This is a genomic window from Alicyclobacillus acidoterrestris (assembly GCF_022674245.1).
GTDB lineage: Bacteria > Bacillota > Bacilli > Alicyclobacillales > Alicyclobacillaceae > Alicyclobacillus > Alicyclobacillus acidoterrestris.
In genome coordinates this window covers 2,450,847-2,472,687 of the sequence record NZ_CP080467.1, presented here as the reverse complement: position 1 = coordinate 2,472,687, position 21,841 = coordinate 2,450,847, and the positions used below count along the sequence as shown (strand labels likewise).

The 21,841-nt window shown below is 52.3% G+C and carries 26 protein-coding genes and 1 tRNA gene; 25 read left to right on the top strand and 2 right to left on the bottom strand.

Annotated features, from left to right (window positions below):
- The first annotated feature begins 32 nt into the window (after positions 1–32).
- The 22 genes from K1I37_RS11850 to ndk all read left to right on the top strand — a co-directional run bounded on the left by K1I37_RS11850 (position 33) and on the right by ndk (position 17,854).
- Positions 33–239 (top strand): hypothetical protein, encoded by a 207-nt coding sequence (locus tag K1I37_RS11850; protein ID WP_021298046.1) that lies wholly within the window; start codon positions 33–35, stop codon positions 237–239.
- A 139-nt stretch (positions 240–378) separates the two neighbouring features.
- Positions 379–1,200, top strand: coding sequence for a spore cortex-lytic enzyme (sleB, locus tag K1I37_RS11845; protein WP_021298047.1), 822 nt, complete (start codon positions 379–381; stop codon positions 1,198–1,200).
- 18 nt (positions 1,201–1,218) lie between these two features.
- Positions 1,219–2,514, top strand: coding sequence for a PepSY1/2 domain-containing protein (locus tag K1I37_RS11840; RefSeq protein ID WP_021298048.1), 1,296 nt, complete (start codon positions 1,219–1,221; stop codon positions 2,512–2,514).
- Positions 2,515–2,581: 67 nt separating this feature from the next.
- Entirely contained in the window at positions 2,582–3,235 is a 654-nt protein-coding gene (locus tag K1I37_RS11835) for a flagellar brake protein (protein ID WP_021298049.1), read from the top strand.
- A gap of 54 nt (positions 3,236–3,289) precedes the next feature.
- Entirely contained in the window at positions 3,290–3,769 is a 480-nt protein-coding gene (locus K1I37_RS11830; protein ID WP_021298050.1) for a hypothetical protein, read from the top strand.
- A 206-nt stretch (positions 3,770–3,975) separates the two neighbouring features.
- On the top strand, positions 3,976–4,653 hold the full coding sequence (cmk, locus tag K1I37_RS11825; RefSeq protein WP_021298051.1) for a (d)CMP kinase: 678 nt from the start codon (positions 3,976–3,978) through the stop codon (positions 4,651–4,653).
- Complete coding sequence (locus K1I37_RS11820) at positions 4,643–5,245, top strand: lysophospholipid acyltransferase family protein (RefSeq protein WP_021298052.1); 603 nt, start codon at positions 4,643–4,645, stop codon at positions 5,243–5,245. The genes cmk and K1I37_RS11820 overlap by 11 nt, the downstream gene beginning before the upstream one ends.
- A 2-nt stretch (positions 5,246–5,247) precedes the next feature.
- Complete coding sequence (locus K1I37_RS11815; protein WP_021298053.1) at positions 5,248–5,556, top strand: hypothetical protein; 309 nt, start codon at positions 5,248–5,250, stop codon at positions 5,554–5,556.
- 66 nt (positions 5,557–5,622) lie between these two features.
- Positions 5,623–6,798 (top strand): 30S ribosomal protein S1, encoded by a 1,176-nt coding sequence (gene rpsA / locus K1I37_RS11810; protein WP_021298054.1) that lies wholly within the window; start codon positions 5,623–5,625, stop codon positions 6,796–6,798.
- A gap of 148 nt (positions 6,799–6,946) precedes the next feature.
- The gene (locus K1I37_RS11805) at positions 6,947–7,507 is read left to right on the top strand and encodes a hypothetical protein (protein ID WP_021298055.1); all 561 of its coding nucleotides are present in this window, start codon (positions 6,947–6,949) and stop codon (positions 7,505–7,507) included.
- 68 nt (positions 7,508–7,575) lie between these two features.
- On the top strand, positions 7,576–8,946 hold the full coding sequence (locus K1I37_RS11800) for a DUF512 domain-containing protein (protein WP_021298056.1): 1,371 nt from the start codon (positions 7,576–7,578) through the stop codon (positions 8,944–8,946).
- A 37-nt stretch (positions 8,947–8,983) separates the two neighbouring features.
- Positions 8,984–10,312 carry a ribosome biogenesis GTPase Der gene (gene der / locus K1I37_RS11795; protein WP_021298057.1) on the top strand — a complete coding sequence of 443 codons (1,329 nt, stop codon included), beginning with the start codon at positions 8,984–8,986 and terminating at the stop codon, positions 10,310–10,312.
- Positions 10,313–10,340: 28 nt separating this feature from the next.
- The gene (gene plsY, locus K1I37_RS11790; RefSeq protein WP_031219157.1) at positions 10,341–10,955 is read left to right on the top strand and encodes a glycerol-3-phosphate 1-O-acyltransferase PlsY; all 615 of its coding nucleotides are present in this window, start codon (positions 10,341–10,343) and stop codon (positions 10,953–10,955) included.
- Complete coding sequence (locus tag K1I37_RS11785) at positions 10,952–11,992, top strand: NAD(P)H-dependent glycerol-3-phosphate dehydrogenase (protein WP_021298059.1); 1,041 nt, start codon at positions 10,952–10,954, stop codon at positions 11,990–11,992. Before plsY ends, K1I37_RS11785 begins: the two co-directional genes overlap by 4 nt.
- 86 nt (positions 11,993–12,078) lie before the next feature.
- Positions 12,079–12,462 carry a glycine cleavage system protein GcvH gene (gcvH, locus tag K1I37_RS11780; RefSeq protein ID WP_021298060.1) on the top strand — a complete coding sequence of 128 codons (384 nt, stop codon included), beginning with the start codon at positions 12,079–12,081 and terminating at the stop codon, positions 12,460–12,462.
- 335 nt (positions 12,463–12,797) lie between these two features.
- Positions 12,798–14,276: a stage IV sporulation protein A gene (gene spoIVA / locus K1I37_RS11775; RefSeq protein ID WP_021298061.1), complete on the top strand. Its 1,479-nt coding sequence runs from the start codon at positions 12,798–12,800 to the stop codon at positions 14,274–14,276.
- A gap of 117 nt (positions 14,277–14,393) precedes the next feature.
- Positions 14,394–14,470: transfer RNA gene (locus tag K1I37_RS11770), tRNA-Pro, on the top strand.
- A 66-nt stretch (positions 14,471–14,536) separates the two neighbouring features.
- Positions 14,537–14,779, top strand: coding sequence for a trp RNA-binding attenuation protein MtrB (gene mtrB / locus K1I37_RS11765; RefSeq protein ID WP_021298062.1), 243 nt, complete (start codon positions 14,537–14,539; stop codon positions 14,777–14,779).
- Between the two features lie 77 nt (positions 14,780–14,856).
- Positions 14,857–15,594: a heptaprenyl diphosphate synthase component 1 gene (locus K1I37_RS11760; RefSeq protein WP_021298063.1), complete on the top strand. Its 738-nt coding sequence runs from the start codon at positions 14,857–14,859 to the stop codon at positions 15,592–15,594.
- Between the two features lie 2 nt (positions 15,595–15,596).
- On the top strand, positions 15,597–16,325 hold the full coding sequence (locus K1I37_RS11755; RefSeq protein ID WP_021298064.1) for a demethylmenaquinone methyltransferase: 729 nt from the start codon (positions 15,597–15,599) through the stop codon (positions 16,323–16,325).
- 39 nt (positions 16,326–16,364) lie between these two features.
- Positions 16,365–17,339 (top strand): polyprenyl synthetase family protein, encoded by a 975-nt coding sequence (locus K1I37_RS11750; RefSeq protein WP_040441632.1) that lies wholly within the window; start codon positions 16,365–16,367, stop codon positions 17,337–17,339.
- A 65-nt stretch (positions 17,340–17,404) separates the two neighbouring features.
- Positions 17,405–17,854 (top strand): nucleoside-diphosphate kinase, encoded by a 450-nt coding sequence (gene ndk, locus K1I37_RS11745; RefSeq protein ID WP_021298066.1) that lies wholly within the window; start codon positions 17,405–17,407, stop codon positions 17,852–17,854.
- Positions 17,855–17,896: 42 nt separating this feature from the next.
- Here the strand turns inward: ndk and K1I37_RS11740 are convergent, their stop codons facing one another.
- Positions 17,897–18,796, bottom strand: a complete 900-nt coding sequence (locus tag K1I37_RS11740; RefSeq protein WP_021298067.1) for a patatin-like phospholipase family protein — start codon at positions 18,794–18,796, stop codon at positions 17,897–17,899.
- A gap of 46 nt (positions 18,797–18,842) precedes the next feature.
- Here K1I37_RS11740 and K1I37_RS11735 point away from each other — a divergent pair, with 46 nt between their 5' ends.
- On the top strand, positions 18,843–19,601 hold the full coding sequence (locus tag K1I37_RS11735) for a CheR family methyltransferase (protein WP_021298068.1): 759 nt from the start codon (positions 18,843–18,845) through the stop codon (positions 19,599–19,601).
- 12 nt (positions 19,602–19,613) lie between these two features.
- Here K1I37_RS11735 and K1I37_RS11730 read toward each other — a convergent pair whose 3' ends face one another.
- On the bottom strand, positions 19,614–20,354 hold the full coding sequence (locus K1I37_RS11730; protein WP_021298069.1) for a polysaccharide deacetylase family protein: 741 nt from the start codon (positions 20,352–20,354) through the stop codon (positions 19,614–19,616).
- A gap of 282 nt (positions 20,355–20,636) precedes the next feature.
- Between K1I37_RS11730 and cbpB the strand changes: the two genes are divergently transcribed.
- Together cbpB and K1I37_RS11720 are read left to right on the top strand one after the other, a co-directional pair.
- On the top strand, positions 20,637–21,086 hold the full coding sequence (gene cbpB, locus K1I37_RS11725) for a cyclic-di-AMP-binding protein CbpB (protein ID WP_021298070.1): 450 nt from the start codon (positions 20,637–20,639) through the stop codon (positions 21,084–21,086).
- Between the two features lie 38 nt (positions 21,087–21,124).
- Positions 21,125–21,829, top strand: coding sequence for a biosynthetic peptidoglycan transglycosylase (locus K1I37_RS11720; RefSeq protein WP_021298071.1), 705 nt, complete (start codon positions 21,125–21,127; stop codon positions 21,827–21,829).
- Positions 21,830–21,841: the final 12 nt, after the last annotated feature.

The window sequence follows — 21,841 nt, the reverse complement described above, 5'->3', positions numbered from 1 at the left end:
ATTCGTGTGACGATGTATGAGGGGGGTCTCTTGTGCGTTCTGAAGCGTTGGTCCCGTTCAGCGATTCGGAAGTTGCCGGTTCTAGCACCCAACGCATCAAGGTACATATTCACTGTCGGCAGTGCGGTGAAACCTTTATTTTGCGAGGAGCAAGAACGGGTAAGGGCCGGGTTGAGACCGGATTTAAGCGGTGCATCTGCAATAATGAAGACGATTTTGATATCGAGCCGTTGGCTTAGTCATTCCGGTGCGATGAGTAAGCATGAATCTATATGCCTGTGGGAGTTTCCCACAGGCATATTTTTTTCGCCTCGTTGGACAATAAAGACAAATTTGAAGTAGAACCTTACCCGTCAAGGGAGTAAAGGGAGTGAAAACATGGTGCGGCGAGGATTTGTCTTTTTACGGTTGTTTATCTCCGTGATTGCGTTGTCGGTGGTGATTCCCACCGTCCATCCAACGCCCGTCGGCGCGTTTACGGCCCGCAACCTGATGTATGGGAGTCAGGGCTACGATGTCGACGAACTGCAAAGTCGTTTGCGCCTATTGGGATATTACTGGGGCGATATTGATGGTGACTTTGGCTGGAAGACCTATTGGGCCGTGCGGACCTTCCAATACAATTTCGGCATGAAAGTCACAGGTGAAGTCGATATGGCGACCAAGTTGAAATTGGTGAAAGCGACGCCGAATTGGCACTACCAAGGGAGCAGTGGGGGGAATTCATCTGCATCGACAGCCGAGTCGTCTTCTGCTAGTGGTGGGTCAACTGGCGGATCGACGACGTCCTCCACGGCAGCGTCTGCAGGCGCCTCGGCCAACTTCCCAGCGAGTGTCAACGGTCTAGACCAGAGTGATCTCAACCTCATGGCTCATGTGGTCTATGGCGAAGCGCGCGGCGAGTCGTTTGAAGGGGAAGTCGCGATTGCTGCGGTCATCCTCAATCGTTTACACAGTGACAAATTTCCGAACACGGTACCAGGCATCGTCTATAGTCCGGGCGCGTTTTCCTGCGTAGACGATGGGCAAGTGAACTTGACGCCAGACGCAACGGCGAAAAAGGCAGTGATGGAAGCGGTCGATGGTTGGGATCCGACACATGGAGCGCTGTTTTACTTTAATCCGGCCAAGACCAGCAATGCCTTTATGTGGTCGCGACCAGAAATCATCACCATCGGGAACCATATATTCACAGATTGACGTGAGGAGGTTTTATCCATGTTGCACCGAGCTACGTGGGTAGCGGCCGGCGTTCTGGCTGTCGTGGCGGTCGGAACGACGGTCGGGTACTGGGGTTATGATCAAAAGCAGCAGAAAGACGCGTTCGCCCGTGCCGCACAAACGCAATATGAATCTTCGTTTCACCACCTGGTCAATGACGTTCGGGATATGCGGACCGAATTGGCGAAATCCATGCTTACACAAGATCACGCGTCGTTCGATACGCACCTGAGCGACATCTCGCGTTTGTGTTATGCAGCAGAAGCCAGCCTTGGCAGATTGCCATCCGACATCACACCATCGAGTAACTTGCAGGCGTATTTGCATCGCGTCGACAGTCAAGTACAGGGCTGGATGAAACACGACAAGACCCCAGGAGACAAGGACGTGCGGCAGTCGCTCAACACACTGTACGCGCAATCTGGTACATTTGTCAGCCAACTCGGTCAAATTCAATCGCAGCTTGGCAATCAGGTGGACGCTTGGGCGACAGGCGCCAAGTCTGGGCAGACGGTGGGCTTTGCCACCGATGGGTTGCGTCGGGTTGACCGGCAAGTCGCCTCATTTGCCGACAATCCGCTGCCACAAGCACCGAAGCCAACAGCAGGCGCGAATCAGACGCTGCAAAAGCAGCCCAAGATTACGGCCAACCAAGCCATCAAATCTGTCGCGAAAGTTGCGGGTGTGTCCGGAACAGGGTGGCAGGCTAAGTTGTATCGTGGCGGATCGCCGACGGCTTATTTTAACGTCAAAGGCAATGTGCAGAATCGGCACATTTCGGCAGAGGTGAGTCAGTACGGTGGACATTTGTTGACGTATTACGATGATAGACCTGTCAAGAGCAGTAAATACGATTTTGCGACGGCGGCTTCAGATGCGACAAAGTGGTTGAAGGCAGAGGGGTATGGGCCTGTTCAGCGGACCAATGCGATGCAGTACGATCACGCCGCCATGTTCACCTTCGCACCACTCGTGAATGGGATTCCGGTGATTGGACAGCCGATTTCAGTGCATATCGCGCTGGATAACGGTCACGTGGTCGGCTTTAACGCCGCGCAAGTATACGCGAATCCTGTCGGCAAAGTACCGGCTGCCAAATTGACGGTCACGCAATTGCGCAAGCGCCTCAGCCCTGATTTCGAGGTGAAGATGGCGAAGCAAGTCATCGTTCAGGACGAGAACCGCAACTATATTCCGGCCGCTGCGTTTTATGGAACGATGAAGCAAGAGACGTACTGTATTGTCCTAAGCGCCATCGATGGGGCGGAAGTGAAAATCGATCATCTCACGTAATTCTTCCCCTTGTCCTTTCGCCTTCTGTGTATAATGGATGGCAGAGGATATGGAGGGAGGAAGCGGCATGCCGGTGAGGCCCACAGTGGGTACCACAGTTCGTATCAAATTGGGACCTCATGACACGGACGCCTACAAGTCGCGTGTTGCAGACATCGATGAGCAGTTCCTGTATATCGACATACCCGTAAATCCGCGGTCCGGGCGAGAATTGGAGATTCACGTAGACGACGAGCTGATTGTCGAGTACGCGGCATCGGCCAATGAGATATACCGTTACACGGCGCAGTCACATGGCATTGCGTACATTCCAACACCAGCCCTGCGATTGATTTCACCCGTTGTCGCGAAGGGGTTGGAACGTATCCAGCGCCGCGAGTTCTTCCGCGTATCGATTGATACAACCGTCCAATTGACGCGTGTGGAGGATGGGACGAGCAATCAGATGCAGAGCGTCGATATCAGCGGTGGTGGGCTCGCGGTGAAGGCGCGTGGGCAGGTGCCATATCGCCCAAACGACATCGTGGAGGTCAGTTTGGTGCTGCCGTATACCGAATATGTGTTACACGCGCGATGTCGTATCGTGCGCCTGGCGGCAGACGAGCAGACCCATGAGTGTATCGTGTCAATGGCATTTGAAAACATTCGTGAGCGAGAGCGCGAGCAGATTGTCCGTTACACGTTTATGCGCCAACGCGCATTAAAGCAACAACAGCGCTGAAGTCAGCATATTCCCTTGCACCATGCATAGCATAAGGCATGGGAGGGGATGTCCATGCCGTCAGGGCGAGAAAAACACCATTGGTCGCAATGGTTTGACGATTGGCTCATGCCCGTCACGTTTGCTGTCGTGGCCGTACTTGTCGGAGTCCAGGTGGTTGCGCTCATCCCGAGTGTTCGAACCGCCATCGACGCCAAGGAAGGACGATTTGTCGCGCAGCCGACGGCGGCGATGGAGCACGCGCTTGCATCGGCTTCTGCTGTCGTCACGCTGTCTGCGAGTTCCGCAGCAGAGGCAAGTCACGTCGAAGTCCTTCTCAATGGCCAATCGCTAGGGACGTTTACGACCAATGAGATGCGCATCACGGTTCATGATGGAGACCTCATTGAATTTGATGATAAATCCGGCGTAGCTGTGAATATTACAGTGGAGAACACGAGTGACAATCAACTGTTGTTGCCAGCTCCTGGACAGGTCGTCACGCTCGGCGGACAAGCAAAGCACGCATCGCTGCCGAAGGCAGAATTTATCTAGCACTTCGTTTGTTCTGGTGGTGCTTTGTCCGTTGCCGTGAAATCTCCTGCTGTGGTACGATTGCTGGAGAAACAAGCCGCAGGTGAGTACCATGGCCACACAGTGTGTTTGTGTGAGGTAGGGTGTCGTTGACGGCCTGCCTTTTTATGGTTGCGCTGCGGCGCGATAAAGTCAAAGTCGAAGAAGGAACAAGGGGTTACAGAAGCATGTCACCAATCAGCGTCGCTATCGACGGGCCGGCAGGAGCGGGAAAAAGCACTGTCGCAAAACTTGTGGCCGAGCGTCTAAATTTTTTGTACATAGACACAGGGGCCATGTACCGTGCTGTCGCCTATTTGTGCAACAAGGAGCAGGTGGATTGCTCGGATGGGGCGGCTGTTTCCCATTTGCTGCGCAATCACGATTTTCGCTTCGAAGAAGGGCATGACATGAATCTTCAGGTCTACATCGATGGAGAAGATGTAACCGCCCACTTGCGCAACCCGGGTGTGAGCAAGTTAGTTTCGCTCGTCGCCGCCTTGCCGGAAGTGAGATCTCGCTTAACGGAGTGGCAACGTGCCTTTGCGGTGACACACTCAGTGGTGATGGACGGGCGGGACATTGGCACGGTCGTTTTGCCGCATGCGACTGTCAAGGTGTTTTTGACCGCCAATGTAGAAGAGCGAGCCCGGCGACGATTGAAGGAGTACCAGGAACAAGGATTTGATATTTCACTTGGGGAATTGATTCAGTCGATGGCTGAACGGGACAGGTTGGATAGCGAACGCGAGGTGGCACCTCTATCTATCGCCGACGACGCGGTCAAAATCGACTCCACCGGGAAAACCATCAATGGCGTGGTTGAGGAAATTTTGCGCTTGGTGGAGAATGCCCATGTCCGCTAAGGTTCCTGACCTACGCAAGAAGACGCCGATGTTTCGTGCGGCGCGCCATGTCGTATACCTGTTCTTTCAACTTACATACCGGCCGAAAGTAGAAGGTTTGGAACGCGTTCCGATGTATGATGGCATCATTGTCGCATCGAACCATCTAAGCAATCTTGACCCACCACTGATTGGCATCTGCCTTCCGCGTTTTATTCAATACATGGGCAAAATTGAATTGTTTCGCATCCCGCTTTTAGGCACCCTGTTTAAAGCCCTTGGAGCATTTCCGATCCGCCGCGGACAGGTTGACAAAAAGGCGCTGCGAACGGCCATTGACATTGTCAAATCGGGTGGTTGTCTGTTGATGTTCCCCGAGGGCCACAGGTCGAAAACGGGGGAGTTAGGCCCATTTGCGCCCGGCGTCGCCACCATTGCGCGCAAATCTGGCGGGTACGTGGTGCCGACAGCTATCTGCGGACCGTATCGACTGTTTCGTCCGATTGTCGTCCGTTTTGGCGAACCCATCGCGGCAGAGGGGATGTCTTCGGAAGAATTGACCAGGTTGACGCGCGTTCGAATTCAGGAACTTCTCGATGGACGTGACGGATAACCATGATGGACCTGAACTCGATTGTTCAAGTACTGGTGCTTTATGTTACAGTATCCTTAGGCGTTTTGCTTTACATTGTGGTTTTAAGCCAAAGTATGCCGGGCAAAGACGCCGATTTCAGGACAAGTCGCCAGATCAAAAATTTGACTTTATTGCTCATTGGCGTCATAACTATGATATTCGGTGTTGGTTTTTTGCACGAAATTTGGCCGCAGTACGATGTGTTGTGGTTACCGATTTTAGGCATTCTAATCGTGGCAGTTGCCTGGACCCTCTTCCGTCTGCGAAGGCTTTCACCGAACACGAATTAACGCATGACCACGTTGTGCGTTGCCACATATACTTTTTGACACTATTGGAACAGGAGGCAAATCTTTATGTCTGAGGATTTACGCGAAATGCTGACCGACGGCGCCGTACACGAAGGTGATATCGTGACCGGCGAAGTAACAGCCGTTGATGATAGCGGGGTGACGGTTGCGCTTTCCCACGGTTTTGAGGGTCATATCTCGCCACAGGAACTGTCTGCACTACCTGGCACCGAACCGGCGCAGGTGCTTGCTGTTGGCGACAATGTAACAGCTGTCGTGGTCAAAGTGGACATGGAGTCGGGGCAAGTTACGCTGTCGAAGCGCCGCGCACAACAGGCCGATGCGTGGAACCGGATGCAAGAACTGCTCGAGAGCCAGGAGACGTTTGAAGTGGTTGTTCGCGACGTCGTAAAGGGCGGCCTTGTCGCCGACGTTGGCGTCCGGGCATTTATTCCTGCGTCGCTCGTCGACCGCCGCTTTGTCGAAGACCTCAATGAGTTTAAAGGGCAGACGCTGCGCGTGAAGGTCGTAGAAGTGGATGCAGAGAAGAACAAGCTCATCCTGTCGCGTCGTGCGGTGCTGGAAGAAGAACAAGAACAACGGGCGCACGATTTGATGTCTCATCTTGAACCAGGTCAAGTCGTTGAAGGTGTCGTACAGCGTTTGACCGATTTCGGTGCGTTCGTCGATGTTGGTGGCGCAGATGGATTGGTACACATCTCCGAGCTGTCCTATAGCCACGTAGATCATCCTTCCGACGTCGTCAAGGAAGGCGACCACGTACAGGTTCGCGTCCTTCGTGTAGACCCGGATGCTGGTCGTATCTCGCTTTCTATGAAGGCAGCACAGCCAGAACCTTGGGAACAGTACGCGACCCAATACCACGCAGGTGACGTCGTTCAGGGGACGGTCAAACGTGTCGTGGATTTCGGTGCGTTTGTCGAACTTCAACCAGGTCTCGAAGGGCTGGTTCACGTTTCACAAATTTCGAACGAACACGTGGCACATCCTGGTGATGTATTGGAGCCGGGTCAAGAAGTCACCGTTCGTATTCTGAGTGTCGAGCCGGATCGTCGAAGGATTTCGCTGTCTATGCGGGAACCAAGTGCTGCTCCAGCGGAGGCGGCTTCCTCCAATCGTCGACGCGAGCCTCGCCGCCAACCAGAGCGCCAGGTAGAAGCTCCGTCTTCAGGGACCGGTGCAACACTGGGCGATTTGTTTGGGGACTTGTTCAAAAAATAAATCGACCATCTGTCTAATCTTTGGAGGCTGTCCGATGTTCGTCCAGCAGGGCGCATCGGACAGCCTTTTTCATGCGCTGTGCAAGACTCGGTGAGGGATGTTGTATATTCTCGGAGAATATCCATACACTTCCAGGTGGAGGTGTGCCATGAGTTTTCAAACATCCCTTACTTGTTGTGCCATTCTTCTCGTGCTGCCTCGATATGGATTTCATGTTCGCCTTCGATCTCTTATCACGTACCTTTTACTCTTCACACTCCTGTCGGTTACCTTGTTGGAATCGGTCGTCCCTGTTCAAAGTTTGGTGGTGTTGACGTTGTTCATTGCCATGTTGCACATGTGGCCGGATGGGCGATTGCGCATGCACTGGCGAATGATTGTCATCGGTGCGATGACGGCTGTTTTTGAGCAACGCTTTGACACAATCTATCCATTTCAACGTCTGTACGGTATCCCGACCGACTGGATGACGATCACGGCTATGGTCCTCATCTGCGTGCTGTTGGTTGAAAACTCGGGGCAGGTGTGGCCGGCGTGGTGTATTTGTTATGTCGTGTGGACTGCGTTGGGTCTCGCGAGTCACAGTACAGTCAACGCGATGTATCAGCTAAACTGGTTTTGGGAAGGGGAATTGGCGTTTCAAGTGTACCACTTGATATATGACATTTTTTGTCGATGGCGCCTGCGAAATACACGGAACTTTGTATAATTTGACGAGAACCCGTCTATATCGCATAATGTCGAGATGTATGTAAAACGATCAGGAGGCAAATTCTCATGCCAAAAATTAAAGAAGTGAAACCTGGCTCTTTGGCAGAGGAACTTGATCTGCAGCCTGGTGATGAACTGATTCGTATCAATGGGACGACCATTAATGATATTGTAGATCTCCAGTTTGCGCTCGCCGACGAGACGATTGATATGGAAATCAAACGCGCCAACGGAGAGATATGGCAAATTGAAGTCGATAAAGATTATGATGAGGGTTTAGGTGTCGAATGGGAACATCCGACAGTGGACCGCGTGCACTTGTGTCACAATAAGTGTGTGTTTTGCTTCGTTGATCAGATTCCTGGGCAGATGCGCAAGACGCTCAACGTTCGTGATGACGACTACCGGTTGTCATTTCTGCACGGCAATTTCGTGACGCTCACGAACTTGAAAGACGGTGAGTTGGAACGCATTGTTCGACTCAAAATGTCACCGCTCAATATTTCGGTGCACACCACCAATCCGACGCTGCGCGTGCGGATGCTTGGGAATAAGAAGTCAGGCGAAATTCTCAATCAAATTGCCTATCTCGCCGAGCACGGCATTGAAATGAATACGCAAATTGTGTTGTGTCCGGAATGGAACGACGGTGAGGAGTTGGATAGGACGATTCGGGAGTTGGCACCGTTTTATCCAGCTGTGCGGACGCTATCCGTGGTACCTGTCGGCTTGACGCGCCACCGTCGCGGGTTGCATAAACTGCGTGGTTGCACACCCGAGGAGGCGCGCACGGTCGTTAATCAGATTCGCGCATGGCAAGAAAAACTGCGCCCTGAACTGCACACGTCATTCGTCCATGCTGCGGATGAGTTTTATGTGCTGGCCAATGAACCTGTGCCGCCGAGCGACTACTATGATGATTTTTCGCAGACCGAAAACGGCGTAGGGGTCATTCGTACGTTCTTGGACGAAATGGATGAAGCTCTTCCGCGAGCGCCAAAGACGCTGTCGACGGCTCGCCGCAAAGTGGGCATCGTGACCAGTGTGTCAGCGGAGAAGACCATCCGCGAATCATTGGCGCGCCTGGATGGAGTGCATGGCTTGCATTATGAGGTGTTTCCTGTAGTAAACAACTTTTACGGGAATAATGTCTCCGTAGCTGGCCTGCTGACAGGCACGGATATTATGGCTCAATTGGCAGGTAAAGTCGCGCACCTCGATACGGTGCTCGTACCAGATATTATGTTGAAGGATGACGACGATATCTGTTTGGACGACTATCGGATAGAAGATATTGAACGTGCTTTGAAAACGGATATTACGGTCGTCCCGGCTACCGGTACTGGATTGGTATTTGGTACCTTGGGGTATACGCAAGCACTGCCGCCGCGCCGTCGCTATGAGGCGACGCTGCGCAGTATGGCACAAGCTCAGTAATCGTGACGCATATTTATGGTAAAGGGGAACAACGTTCATGGCTGCACCAGTCGTCGCGATTGTCGGTCGCGCAAATGTGGGAAAGTCAACTTTATTCAATCGCATTATCGGTGAGCGGCTTTCGATTGTGGAGGATATTCCTGGCGTGACGCGGGATCGCTTGTATGCGACAGGCGACTGGAATGGTGTTACATTCCACTTGATAGACACCGGTGGAATTGAGATGGACGAGTCAGATGAGATGGAAAATCTCATCCGCGTCCAAGCACAATTGGCGATTGATGAGGCCGATGTCATTATCTTCCTCGTCGATGGCAGGGCCGGGTTGACCGTACAGGATGAGTATGTCGCAGAGTTTTTGCGCCGGTCCAAAAAGCCGGTGGTACTCGGCGTCAACAAATTAGATCATTTTTCGCATCACGCGCAGAGCTATGAGTTCTATAGTTTGGGTTTTGGCGACCCCATTCCGGTTTCTGCGGAGCACGGTACCGGTACCGGCGATTTGCTGGATGCAGTTGTCGATCTCGTTCCGCCCTCGGAGCCTGAAGAAACGGATGAGGACACCATTCGCATCGCTTTTATTGGTCGTCCGAACGTTGGCAAGTCAAGCTTGGTGAACCGCTTGGTCGGCGAAAATCGAGTCATGGTCAGCGATGTGGCTGGCACGACCCGAGACGCTATCGATACCCCGTTGGAATTTGAGGGACAAAAGTACGTGCTCGTCGATACGGCGGGCGTTCGGCGCCGGGGGAAGGTCTACGAGAACATCGAACGCTATAGTGTCTTGCGCGCGATGCGGGCGATTGAGCGGGCCGACGTATGTTTTGTCGTGATCGACGGGAAACGGGGCATTGCCGAACAGGATAAAAAAGTTGCAGGCTATGCGCTGGACGCAGGCTGTGCGACAGCTTTTCTCGTCAATAAGTGGGATATAGTTGACAAAGACGACAAGACGGCGCATCGTTTTGAACAGGAGATTCGCAGTCATTTTCCGTTTATGCGGTGGGCTCCCGTCTTGTTTGTGTCGGCGTTGACCGGACAGCGCGTTACGAGAATTCTACACATCGCCAAGGAAATCGCGGAGAACCACGTGATGCGGGTACAAACTTCCGCGTTGAACCGCGTTTTGGCCGATGCTCAGATTTCCGTTGCCCCTCCGTCGACCAAAGGTCGCCGGTTGAAGCTGTACTATGGTACACAGGCGTCTGTAAAGCCGCCAACGTTCATCATCTTCGTCAACGACCAGGAGCTGTCTCACTTTTCCTATGAACGGTATCTGGAGAATCAACTCCGAGAAGCGTTTGGATTTGTGGGGACACCGATACGGATTCGCATGCGAACTCGCTCACAGACGTCTGAGGATTAAGGCGAGAGGGCTGGAGGACGAAACCGTGATCGTATTGTGGTGTATTTTGAGTATTATCATTGCTTACCTCATTGGATCGATATCGACGTCGACCATTGTGGTGAAGATGGTGTCTGGAAAAGACATTCGGCAGTTTGGGAGCGGTAACGCTGGAGCGACGAACACGTCGCGTGTGTTGGGCACGAAGTGGGGAATTGCAGTTCTCGTGATTGATGCGCTGAAAGGGATGATTGCCCTCTCAATTGTCTCTGCGCTCGCGCACGCCAATCCAGTGGCACTTGCACTCAGTGCCATTGCGGTGGTTGTCGGTCACAATTGGCCCATTTATTTTGGATTTCGCGGCGGCAAGGGCATCGCAACCACCATCGGCGTGTTGCTGTGGATGGCTCCGCTGATGACTATCATAGCGGGCATTCTTTGTCTGGTGGTCATTGCTCTGACGCGCTACGTCTCGCTAGGCTCTTTGATTTTCGCCATTCTCATTCCAATTCTTCTGGGGGTTTGGGCCCCGTCGCATGAGGCGGCGCTCTGGGCTTCCATCGTTCTGGCCTTGCTGTCCATTTACAGCCACCGTCAGAATATCGGGAGACTCCTTCGGGGAAGCGAACGTAAACTCTTCGACAAAACGAGTGATCACTTGTGAAAGCAGCTGTGTTAGGTGCTGGAAGCTGGGGGACGGCGCTGGCCAACATCCTGGCTCAAAATGGCCATGAAACGACTATCTGGGGACGCGACAAGCAGGTGGTCGAGGGCATGAATACACACCGAGAAAACAGTCGATATCTGCCTGGTGCTGCCTTGTCGCCAGCACTGTTGGCCAGCGATAATTTGTCAGTCGCTTTAGATGGGGCAGAGCTGGTCCTCTTGTCGGTTCCATCGCGTGCTGTACCAGAGTTGCTCCACGAGGCGCTGCCATACATATCGTCGAGCGCACTTGTCGCTCACGCCGTCAAGGGGTTTATTCGGCCGGACAACCAGCGGATCAGCGAATACATAGCGTCCAGGTTAGATAATCCGGATAAGCGTTTGGCCGTGATTTCAGGTCCTTCCCACGCCGAAGAAGTGATTCGTCAAGTGCCGACCACGGTGGTCGTCGCGAGCAAAAGCCAGTCCACCGCGGAAATGGTTCAGGATGCGCTGATGAATGCGGCGTTTCGAGTCTATACACAGGCTGACATCGTCGGTGTCGAGCTAGGTGGGACGCTGAAGAATATCATTGCGCTCGGTGTTGGAATGGCAGACGGGTTAGGGCTTGGTGACAATACGAAAGCTGCATTGATGACGCGTGGACTTGCGGAGATGACGCGGTTGGGCATCGCGCTCGGCGCTTCACCATTGACCTTCTCAGGCTTGGCCGGGATTGGCGACTTGATTGTCACCTGTACCAGCACGCACAGTCGAAATTTTCGCGCCGGACGCCTGCTGGCCTCTGGATTGTCACTAGAGGAGACGCTTGCGCGAATTGGTATGGCGGTGGAGGGGGTTGGAACCACCTTTGCTGCTTTTGACTTGGCACAGGGTGTCGGGGTTGAACTCCCGATTACGGCCGTTTTGAAACAGGTGCTGGAAGGGGTATGTTCCGCAGAAGAAGCTGTTTGCAAGCTGATGCAGCGGGACAAGAATCACGAGATGGAGGACGTAGGCCAACCCATCATCGCGCATGAATGGCAATATCCCTGAAAAATTGGCATCATGGCTTGGTAAATGTTTGTCCGTTTGCTAAACTGATGTTGATTTAGATTGAGTCTCGTTATGGGAGGGTCACCATGAGTAACGTCCCCGACAATCTCAGATATTCTAAGGAACACGAATGGGTACGTGTGGAAGGTAGCCGCGCGTACATCGGAATTACCGATTTTGCACAGGACGAGCTCGGAGATATCGTCTATGTGGAGTTGCCGGAAGTGGGCACGCAACTGACCGTGAACGAAACGTTCGGCACAGTAGAGTCCGTGAAGACGGTTTCCGACTTGTTTGCACCTGTCACTGGCAAAGTCGTGGAAGTGAACGGCGGACTAGAAGACGCGCCTGAACGCGTCAATTCCAGCCCTTACGAAGATGGTTGGATGGTCGTCGTCGAACTGAGCGACAAAAGCGAACTGGACGCACTCATGGATGCATCGCAATATCAGCAACATATCAACGAGTGAGTATCGATAGTTTTCGCCGGTTGATCATCTGATAAGGATGGTTCAGCCGGTTTTTGTGTTTTTGGGAGATTCTCAATTTCCATTTCACCGCCGAATCGCCACCGATATATCGGTGCACAACCCCCTCTTTTTTTTCGCGCGTTCTACTTTGTTCCCACAAGCCGTATATATAGTCAACGTCAGGGACGAGTTGATAGGCAAGCATACCCTGGGGCTCGACGCATATATTTTCTACTGTCCACCGACACCGGGACAGTCTACGGGGATTGTCAGTGGGCCGGGGCAAGGCATGCGTACGTAGCAGTCTACGCCGGTCATCTTGAGGAGGGAGAAGCGTGGAAAAATTCGACGTCTTTAAGGACATTGCTGAGCGAACGGGGGGCGACATCTACCTCGGCGTGGTCGGCCCCGTGCGCACTGGCAAGTCGACCTTTATTAAAAAGTTTATGGAACTCATCGTTCTGCCGAACATCAAAGATGAGTCCGAACGGGTCCGCGCAACCGATGAGTTGCCGCAAAGTGCTGCAGGCCGTACCATTATGACGACTGAACCAAAGTTTATCCCTAACCAAGCGGTTGAGGTGGGGGTTGCCGAAGGGCTGGATGTGAACATTCGGCTTGTCGACTGCGTTGGTTATGCGGTCGAAGGCGCACGAGGATATGAAGATGAAGCGGGACCGCGCATGGTGACGACGCCGTGGTTCGACGAACCTGTCGCGTTCCAGGAAGCTGCGGAAATCGGCACGAGAAAGGTCATCGCTGACCACTCGACCATCGGTATTGTCGTGACGACAGACGGCAGTGTCGCTGAAATTCCGAGAGAAGGCTATGTGGACGCCGAGGAACGGGTCGTCGAAGAGCTAAAGGAACTCGGCAAACCGTTTGTCATCATCGTCAACTCCGTCAATCCGGAGCATCCGCGGGCGCAAGATCTACGCGATGAACTGATGACCAAATACGATGTACCTGTCATTGCATTGTCGTGTGCCACGGTCACGACACACGAAATCAACTACGTGTTGCGCGAAGCACTTTATGAATTCCCAGTGAAAGAAGTCAATGTGAACCTGCCAAACTGGGTGATGGTGCTAGAAGAAGAACACTGGCTGCGCCAACAATTTCATGACTCCGTGCGCGATACCATTCAAGATATCCGACGGATTCGCGATATTGACCGGGTCGTCGCGCAGTTCTCGGAATATGAGTTCGTGTCGAACGCAGGTTTGTCACACATGGATATGGGGCAGGGCGTGGCCGTTATCGATCTCGACGCGCCAGACGAATTATACGACCGCGTATTGACGGAAGTCGTCGGCGTTCAAATCACGGGTCGTGATCAACTGCTGCGCATGATGAAAGAGTTCACGTATGCGAAGCGCGAATACGACAAGGTGGCGGAAGCGCTGCGCATGGTCAAGTTGACCGGGTACGGAATTGCGCCGCCGGCGCTCGAGGAAATGACCTTGGATGAGCCGGAACTGATCAAGCAAGGTTCTCGCTTCGGGGTTCGTTTGAAGGCGACGGCGCCGTCTATCCATATGATTCGCGTGGACGTCGAGAGCGAGTTCGCGCCGATTGTGGGCACAGAAAAGCAGTCGGAGGAACTCGTGCGTTACCTGATGCAGGATTTCGAGAAGGATCCACTGAAAATTTGGGAGAGCGACATCTTCGGAAAATCGTTGGCGGCGATTGTCCGGGAAGGCATTTCCGGGAAGCTGTCACTTATGCCGGAAAACGCTCAGTTCAAACTCAAAGAGACGCTGCAGCGCATTATCAACGAGGGCAGCGGAGGTCTTATCGCAATCATTCTGTAAATGGGTGCCCCCGGGAACTACCTGTACCGGGGGCTGTTTTTGTAAAATGCAGAATTTGAATCAAACCATTGCGGGGCAGGATAAAGTCGTCTATAATACATCTTGCGCCGTGAATAGCGGGATGTGGCGCAGCCTGGTAGCGCGCTACCTTGGGGAGGTAGAGGTCCCGGGTTCGAATCCCGGCATTCCGACCAGTGAACCAGCGTGAATCACGCTGGTTTTCGTTGTTTTCGGAACTTTTCTGGATAGAGGTGGACATAATGGCTGATTCACCTGTTTTAGGAGATTATTTCGTCATCCGAGCACTCGAAAATGGCGTACAAGTGATTGGGATGACGCGCGGACCCGAAACGCGGTTTCATCATGCCGAAAAGTTGGACAAAAACGAGGTCATGATTGCACAGTTTACGGAACACACGTCTGCAATGAAGATTCGTGGGAAAGCTTTATTATATACGGCCCATGGAGTCATCCGCACCGATGGGGAGCTCAATGAAAAGTAAGTGGGCTTTTGTGGTATACTCACTGAAGCGGTGTCCACAATGAACGGCGGATAGATACATAAGGAGATGACACGGGCTTGACGGATTGCAAGGATAGCTTATTTCGACGTGTCGAGCGTCTGGCACTGAAACATATGCAGCATGAGTATTTGCTTAAAAGCCAAATACGTCAATCCGTCAGTCGGTTTCATTTCGATGTCGGGTACGCGATTCTGTCAGCGGCAGATGTGTCCGAGTCTGAGATGGAACAGGTTTTAACCGCTGTGTTGGTACTCGAGCAGGGGTTGTCCATTCACGACGATGTGGATACCTCGTCTGCAGAAAAGCAAGGACTTGTTGTACTGGCCGGGGATTACGACAGTAGCAAGTACTATTTTCTACTGGCTCAGCTGAGTGACAGTGCGTTGATGTACGCACTTTGTGATGCGGTGGCTCGGGTGAACGAGGCGAAAATGACGATTTCCACTGAGGGGAATCGACTTTCATCACAAGAGTACATGAGACTGACGGGAATTGCGCAGGGACAATTGCTGACGGCGCTCGCCAACCATTATCTTGGTGAAACTGGGGCTTGGACCACACACATTGAGTCACTTGTACAGGCACATATTGTGCGAAATGAATTGCTTGCACGCCGGCCAAACCATAATTTTACGGTTCGTCAAGCATCGGAGTGGCTGTCCGATTCCATGCAGCGAGTGGGCACAATGCCGGCAACCGCGTTAGTCGGCCCCTTGTACAACTTTTTGGTTGAGTATTTTCAGCCCATTCAACAGACAGTCGAGCACTTGAGTTGGGCGGAGGGGAAGCACTAAGGATGCAGGGTGACAAGGCCGAACATGTTCATGAAGTGTTTTCTAAAATTGCGCGCCGATACGATGTGATGAACTCCGTCTTGAGTTTTCAGCAACATCGTTTGTGGCGCCATTTTGCCATGCGGCAGTTGCCGTTGCGGCGCGATTCGAAAATTCTCGACGTCGCAGCGGGAACTGGTGCGTGGACGTTTTCCATGGCAAAGCGATTGGGGCCTAAAGGCCATGTAACGGGCCTCGATTTTACAGAGGCGATGCTAGAAGTCGCACAGGAGCGGTTGGCTACCTGCCCAGAGCGAGACAGAATCGACTTTATTCATGGCAACGCGATGGATTTGCCATTTGAGGACAATCAATTTGACATTGCGACCGTGGGATTTGCGTTGCGCAACATGCCAAGTGTAGAGAAATGTTTACAGGAGATGCTGCGAGTGGTGAAGCCGGGCGGCGTGGTCGTTTCGCTCGAATTGTCCAAACCGGATTCGGCTCTGTTTCGGCGTTTGTACTACTTTTATTTTTATAAGGTACTGCCGCGCATCGGCTCGCTTGTGGTCAAAGACGATGCACCTTATTCATGGCTGCCGGAGTCGCTCATCGACTTTCCAAATCGTCATCAACTGGAACAAATGTTTGTGGATTTAGGGATGACGAAGGTCAAGAGCTATCCACTGACTATGGGCATTGCGGCGCTCCACATTGGGTACAAGGCGCTGCCTGGACAGGAGACGATGTGACCCTGGTTCGGACAACCTTGAATGAGAGGCGTGACCCGGTTGGACTTTCATAGTGTTTATCAGAGGTACCGCGCTCAGCTAGAACAAGTTGAATACATATTGCACGACCGCGCGGCGTCGCAGCAAACCGTATTGGCAGAGGCGTCACAGCAGTTACTAGACGCTGGCGGGAAACGACTGCGACCGCTGTTTGCGTTAATTTGTGGCACGACACAGCAATTGCACGAGGATTCGGATGACCGCGTGTCTAAACTCGCTGCTGCACTCGAATTGACTCACATGGCCACGTTGGTGCATGACGACGTCATCGACCAGGCTGCGTTACGGCGGGGTCGGCCTACTGTTCGGAGTGAGTACGGGAACCTTGCTGCAATGTATACAGGCGATTTTTTATTTGCTCGTGCGATTCAACTCTTGGCTGAGGTGGACAATCCAGAAGTGCATCGCGAGATGTCGCTTGGAATGGTGCGGCTATGTCAGGGTGAAATTGAGCAAATTCGCGACTTCTACAATTGGGATCAATCGATTAAGACCTATTTGCGGAGAATTGAGCGCAAAACGGCCTTGTTGATTGCGCTGAGTTGTGCGCTGGGCGCGCGCATGAGTGCAGCGAGTGAACAAGATATATCCGCATTGCGCCTGTTTGGCCATTATACGGGTATGGCCTTTCAGATTGTCGACGACATTCTTGACTTTGTGGGCAGCCAAGAGGTGGTCGGCAAGCCTGTCGGCGGCGATTTGCGCCAAGGCAATCTCACGCTGCCGGCTTTAGTCGCGGCGCAAACGCCAAACGTGGGACGTCGGTTGCGCGGTTTAATTCACGAGGGAATGAACCAAGATGATGTGCTTGAGGCGGTTTCCCTTGTTTTGGATACGCAGGGGTTGCACGTGGCCCGGTCTCTTGCACAACGTTATTTAGACAAGGCGTTGACGGTTTTGACGAGGGTAAGTGACGAGCGGGTGCAGAAGGAGTTATCCGTTTTGACGCAATTTGTCGCTGAGCGCTCATTCTAGCTTGCGCAATGACCGTCAAGTCTCGTACAATAGCGCTGGCAATCACAGCTAAAGGAGTGGCTTTTGTGGCAGTCGAAAAGACGTTTGTAATGGTGAAACCAGACGGAGTACAACGCGGTTTGGTTGGTGAAATCGTCAGCCGTTTTGAAAAGAAGGGGCTGAAGATTGTAGGCGCAAAGTTGATGCAAGTTCCACAGTCCCTGGCTGAAGAACACTACGCGGAACACAAGGAACGCCCGTTTTTCAAAGATCTCGTGTCGTTCATTACCTCTTCACCAGTTTTTGCAATGGTACTGGAAGGGGATAATGCGATTAGCGTGGCGCGCACGTTGATGGGGAAGACGAATCCGGCTGAATCGGCACCAGGCACCATTCGCGGCGACTATGGGTTGACGATTGGCATGAATATCATTCACGGATCAGATTCAGCCGAGAGTGCTGCACGTGAAATCAATTTGTGGTTCAAGGGCGAGTCTGTTTCTTACGACCGAGCGGTCGACGCGTGGTTGGCGTAACATCTCGAAACAAAAATAGCCCCTGTTAGGGGCTATTTTTGTTTATACAGGGGTTTGTAAAAAGTCCATCAGCGCGTCTCGCTGCTCAATGACCATTGTTTTGCCGATTCGTACGCAGTCGGCCATTTCAGCGAATTTTCGCCACTTGATTTCGCTTAAGTCGGGTTCTAATACATAAATTTTTGGCCCTGGAGAGATATCGTTGTCAATGGATTCACGAAGGAGAATGTCGAACGAGCGCGCAAGCACGTCGACCAATGTCGTTGGTATGTAATTTGCAGGTAGACGATATAGATTCACAGCGATAATTTTGTCACAACCAGCGTCTTGTAGTACGGACACCGGCACATAGTGACGCATTGCACCGTCAACCAAGACAAAGTCATCCAGTACGACAGGCGAGAAAATACCAGGGAGTGCACAACTTCCAGTCACAGCTAAAGGGATGTTTTTCAATGGTGCGTGAGCGTCTTTGCGAATGGTCGAGTCGCTCGCAAATACAATTGGACGCCCGCTAATCAAATCCGTTGCGACAATGTAGAATGGTAATTGCGGTCGGCGATGCGCTAACAATCGCTCGATATATTTGGTTAGTCGATGACCGCGCAGGAGTCCAGTCGGCACAACGGGTACCGAACCAGGTCCACGGCGGTGCAAGTGGTTTACCGTCCAAGTGTACAATGAAGACCACAGTGGAAATCCATAGTCGAATAAGCGCAACCCAGGGAATGTAGCGAGCAGTTGCTGAAACTGTTCGTAACGGTAGCCGTGTGCATAGAGGGCGGTGACCAGTGACCCGGCACTGGTTCCAGCGAGAACATCGGGTTGTATGCCGAGTTTCTCAAGTGCGCCAAGAACACCGATGTGTGCGGCGGCCTTTAAGGTTCCGCCACTCAGGGCCAATCCGATTTTTGGCGTGTTTGTTGGAGCGCCAATCTTCAAAAGTACCACCCCTTGGTGCGATACATATCCAGACGGAGGCGTATAAATGGACGAGTTTGCATGGTTTATGGAACAGTTTCGGCTGTTGACGGGAATCGATTTAACCCGATATAAGCGCCCTCAAATGGAACGCAGATTGACGAATTTGAGGGACCGGCGAGGGTATCGGACCTTTCCGGAATATATTGAAGCACTCAAATTGAACCGTGCGCTGATGGACGAATTGCTCGACAAGATGACCATTAACGTCTCCGAGTTTTTTCGGAATCCGGAACGGTGGACGCAGTTGCGTGCACTTCTATCCGCAATGGGGAAATCTCCCCGGGTTTGGAGTGCGGCGTGTGCGAGTGGTGAAGAGCCGTATTCACTCGCCATGTTGCTGCTTGAGCTCGGCCTTCATCAGCACCCAATTCTAGCGACAGATATCGACGAGCGCGTGTTACAACGCGCTGAAGAAGGCATTTATGCTGAGCCCCAAATACGAGGTATCGATCAGAACCTCCTTGACCGCTATTTTTTGCGGGAAGCTGACATGTACCGAATTCGCGAACAGGTTCGCAAACAGGTTCAATTTGTGAAGCATAATTTGCTCGTTGACGATTACCCGCAAGGACTCGACTTAATCGTATGCCGAAATGTGCTGATTTATTTTACAGACCAGACTAAACAACAAATTCTCGAGCGATTTTGCAGCGCATTAAATCCAGGCGGCATTTTGTTTGTTGGCAGTACGGAACAGTTCCTTGGCATGAATTTGGGCAGCTTATCGCCCGTGGCGCCGTTTATGTATCAAAAGGCCAAGTGATGGACTGATGCATTATTTCGCGTAAAAGTCCGTCTCGTCTGCAGAACGAAGCAAGTCGGTCACGGTGACAGATTGGTAGCCTCGTCGATGAAGCTCAGGAAGTATGATACGAAGCGCCGCGACAGTCTGTTTGCTGTTGGCCGTACCGTCATGTAAGAGAATAATATCCCCGGGATGCAGGTGATTGAGGACCGAATGGGCAATCGTGGCGGCGCTTGGGCCCGCCCAATCGCGACTGTCTTCATCCCACGACCACATAATGACGGAGTATCCGCGTCGATAGGCTGTAAGCACCGACGGCTCATCGTAATATCCGCGCGGCGGGCGAAAGTACACGCACCGCTGCCCTGTGATTCGTTCAATCGCCGATTTGCCTTCATCTAATTCCTTGGTGAGATCGGCCGTACTGAGATGGGCAATATTCGCATGTGAAAAGGTATGGTTGCCCAGTTCGTTTCCGAGAAGTGCCGTTTGCCGTACGACATCCGGATATTGCTCGGCTTTCTTACCGATGAGGAAAAATGTAGCGCGATCTCCGTAATTCGTAAGTAATTGGAGAATTTGTGGTGTATATTTAAGATCTGGACCATCGTCGAACGTCAATGCGACGATTTTTCGATATGTCGGTACCTGCCAATGCGCGTAACCTAGCCGCTCGAAATAAAATCGGTCTTTGGTTTTTGCCGCGTCTGCGGGTATGCACGCGGTCAAGACAGATATCGCCGCCGACAAGGCGCATAGCATACGGTACATGTGGTTTCCCCCCTGTACCGTAGCTTGCCCTGTGCAGCGCGAACTTTACCGTTCAGTTGCCCGTTTTTCGATGGATAAAACGGACGTGCGACGCGGCTTGCGTTGTTTATCAAGGCGTGAAGTTTCATGGTAAAATACACGTGTTGCGCGTACCGCGCAGAAAGCGTGGATAGAGAATGGGGTCGGGGTTTACACGCAGTACGATAAAATCTCTTGTTTCGTGTTGCACTGCCACGTCCAGGCTGCACGGGCGTGTGACGAAAGGAGTCATCCAGAGATTCTATGCAATCTATTGAAGCCTTGACATTACGGGACGATGAGGTGGCTCGCATGATCATCGCTGCGGAGGATGTCGCCTGTGTCCACCCAGCGCACTCCGCGGAACATGCGCTGCTCGTTCTCATCAAAGCCGGATATTCAGCCATTCCAGTGGTCGCGAGTTCTGGCGTGGTCGCTGGCATAATCAGCAAAACGATGATTCTCGACCGAATCCTGGGTCTTGAGCGAATAGAGTTCGATGCCTTGTCAGATTTTTTGGTGCAAGACGTGATGAATGTCGATGTCCCTCGGATTCGCCAGGATCAATCATTTATTCGGGCGTTGCAAATGAGTATTGACGCGCCTTTCTTATGCGTCGAGGATGATGCTGGTCAGTTTGTCGGGCTTCTCGCGAGACGTGGGATTTTGGCACTCGTGCATAACGCACTTCGAAAAACCAAAGGCTCTTCGTAAAACGTTCTATTCATTCGTCAATGCGAAGGTGGCGTTCGATGTTTCGGCTGATGAAATTCATATTCGGTCTCGCATTCTTCGTAGCGGTTTGCTTGGGTGCGATGAACCTGTATTTTCACAAAGTGTTTCCGATTGCTAAAAAGGTTCGAGTCGCGGCAAGTACAATAGAAGTATCCAATCACGTGCACCCACTGACTGCATCGGAGATTCCATCGACGTTTCGAGAAGCCATCATCGCTACGGAGGACCGGCGGTTTAATCATGATCCCGGAATCGATCTCGTCGGTATCGCTCGCAGCATTGTTGTCGACATCCAAAAGGACGGATATGTTGAGGGCGGATCCACGATAACACAACAGTTGGTTGACAATACGCTCCTTTCCAAACGGAAGACGATGCAACGCAAGTTGAAACAAATGTTCTATGCAGTAGGCGTCTACGATACGATGTCGAAACGAGAAGTGTTCACCTTGTATACCAATGTCATTTACTTTGGACATGGCGCGTACGGTTTACATAATGCGGCGGAGACGTATTTCGGAAGGTCGCCAGCGCAGTGCAATGAGGGAGAGTTGACGATGCTGGCGGGACTCCCAAATGCTCCCTCGGCGTATGATCCATTGAAAAATTACACGTTAGCTCGTCAGCGCCAGCGCCTCGTGCTCGAAAACATGGTCGATGCCGGATATATCAGCAATGCAAAGGCGGATCAGATTTATCAAGAGCCCCTGCGCCTCGCCTGATGTGTTCGTCTC

Bases quoted from the DNA above. Each gene is read 5' to 3' on its own strand.
- K1I37_RS11730 (WP_021298069.1), bottom strand. From the start codon at position 20,354: ATGTACCGTATGCTATGCGCCTTGTCGGCGGCGATATCTGTCTTGACC.
- K1I37_RS11840 (WP_021298048.1), top strand. From the start codon at position 1,219: ATGTTGCACCGAGCTACGTGGGTAGCGGCCGGCGTTCTGGCTGTCGTG.
- K1I37_RS11755 (WP_021298064.1), top strand. From the start codon at position 15,597: ATGCAGGGTGACAAGGCCGAACATGTTCATGAAGTGTTTTCTAAAATT.
- cbpB (WP_021298070.1), top strand. From the start codon at position 20,637: ATGCAATCTATTGAAGCCTTGACATTACGGGACGATGAGGTGGCTCGC.
- K1I37_RS11815 (WP_021298053.1), top strand. From the start codon at position 5,248: ATGATGGACCTGAACTCGATTGTTCAAGTACTGGTGCTTTATGTTACA.
- mtrB (WP_021298062.1), top strand. From the start codon at position 14,537: ATGGCTGATTCACCTGTTTTAGGAGATTATTTCGTCATCCGAGCACTC.
- K1I37_RS11835 (WP_021298049.1), top strand. From the start codon at position 2,582: ATGCCGGTGAGGCCCACAGTGGGTACCACAGTTCGTATCAAATTGGGA.
- gcvH (WP_021298060.1), top strand. From the start codon at position 12,079: ATGAGTAACGTCCCCGACAATCTCAGATATTCTAAGGAACACGAATGG.
- K1I37_RS11830 (WP_021298050.1), top strand. From the start codon at position 3,290: ATGCCGTCAGGGCGAGAAAAACACCATTGGTCGCAATGGTTTGACGAT.
- der (WP_021298057.1), top strand. From the start codon at position 8,984: ATGGCTGCACCAGTCGTCGCGATTGTCGGTCGCGCAAATGTGGGAAAG.
- K1I37_RS11720 (WP_021298071.1), top strand. From the start codon at position 21,125: ATGTTTCGGCTGATGAAATTCATATTCGGTCTCGCATTCTTCGTAGCG.
- rpsA (WP_021298054.1), top strand. From the start codon at position 5,623: ATGTCTGAGGATTTACGCGAAATGCTGACCGACGGCGCCGTACACGAA.
- K1I37_RS11735 (WP_021298068.1), top strand. From the start codon at position 18,843: ATGGACGAGTTTGCATGGTTTATGGAACAGTTTCGGCTGTTGACGGGA.
- cmk (WP_021298051.1), top strand. From the start codon at position 3,976: ATGTCACCAATCAGCGTCGCTATCGACGGGCCGGCAGGAGCGGGAAAA.
- K1I37_RS11800 (WP_021298056.1), top strand. From the start codon at position 7,576: ATGCCAAAAATTAAAGAAGTGAAACCTGGCTCTTTGGCAGAGGAACTT.
- K1I37_RS11805 (WP_021298055.1), top strand. From the start codon at position 6,947: ATGAGTTTTCAAACATCCCTTACTTGTTGTGCCATTCTTCTCGTGCTG.
- K1I37_RS11820 (WP_021298052.1), top strand. From the start codon at position 4,643: ATGTCCGCTAAGGTTCCTGACCTACGCAAGAAGACGCCGATGTTTCGT.
- sleB (WP_021298047.1), top strand. From the start codon at position 379: ATGGTGCGGCGAGGATTTGTCTTTTTACGGTTGTTTATCTCCGTGATT.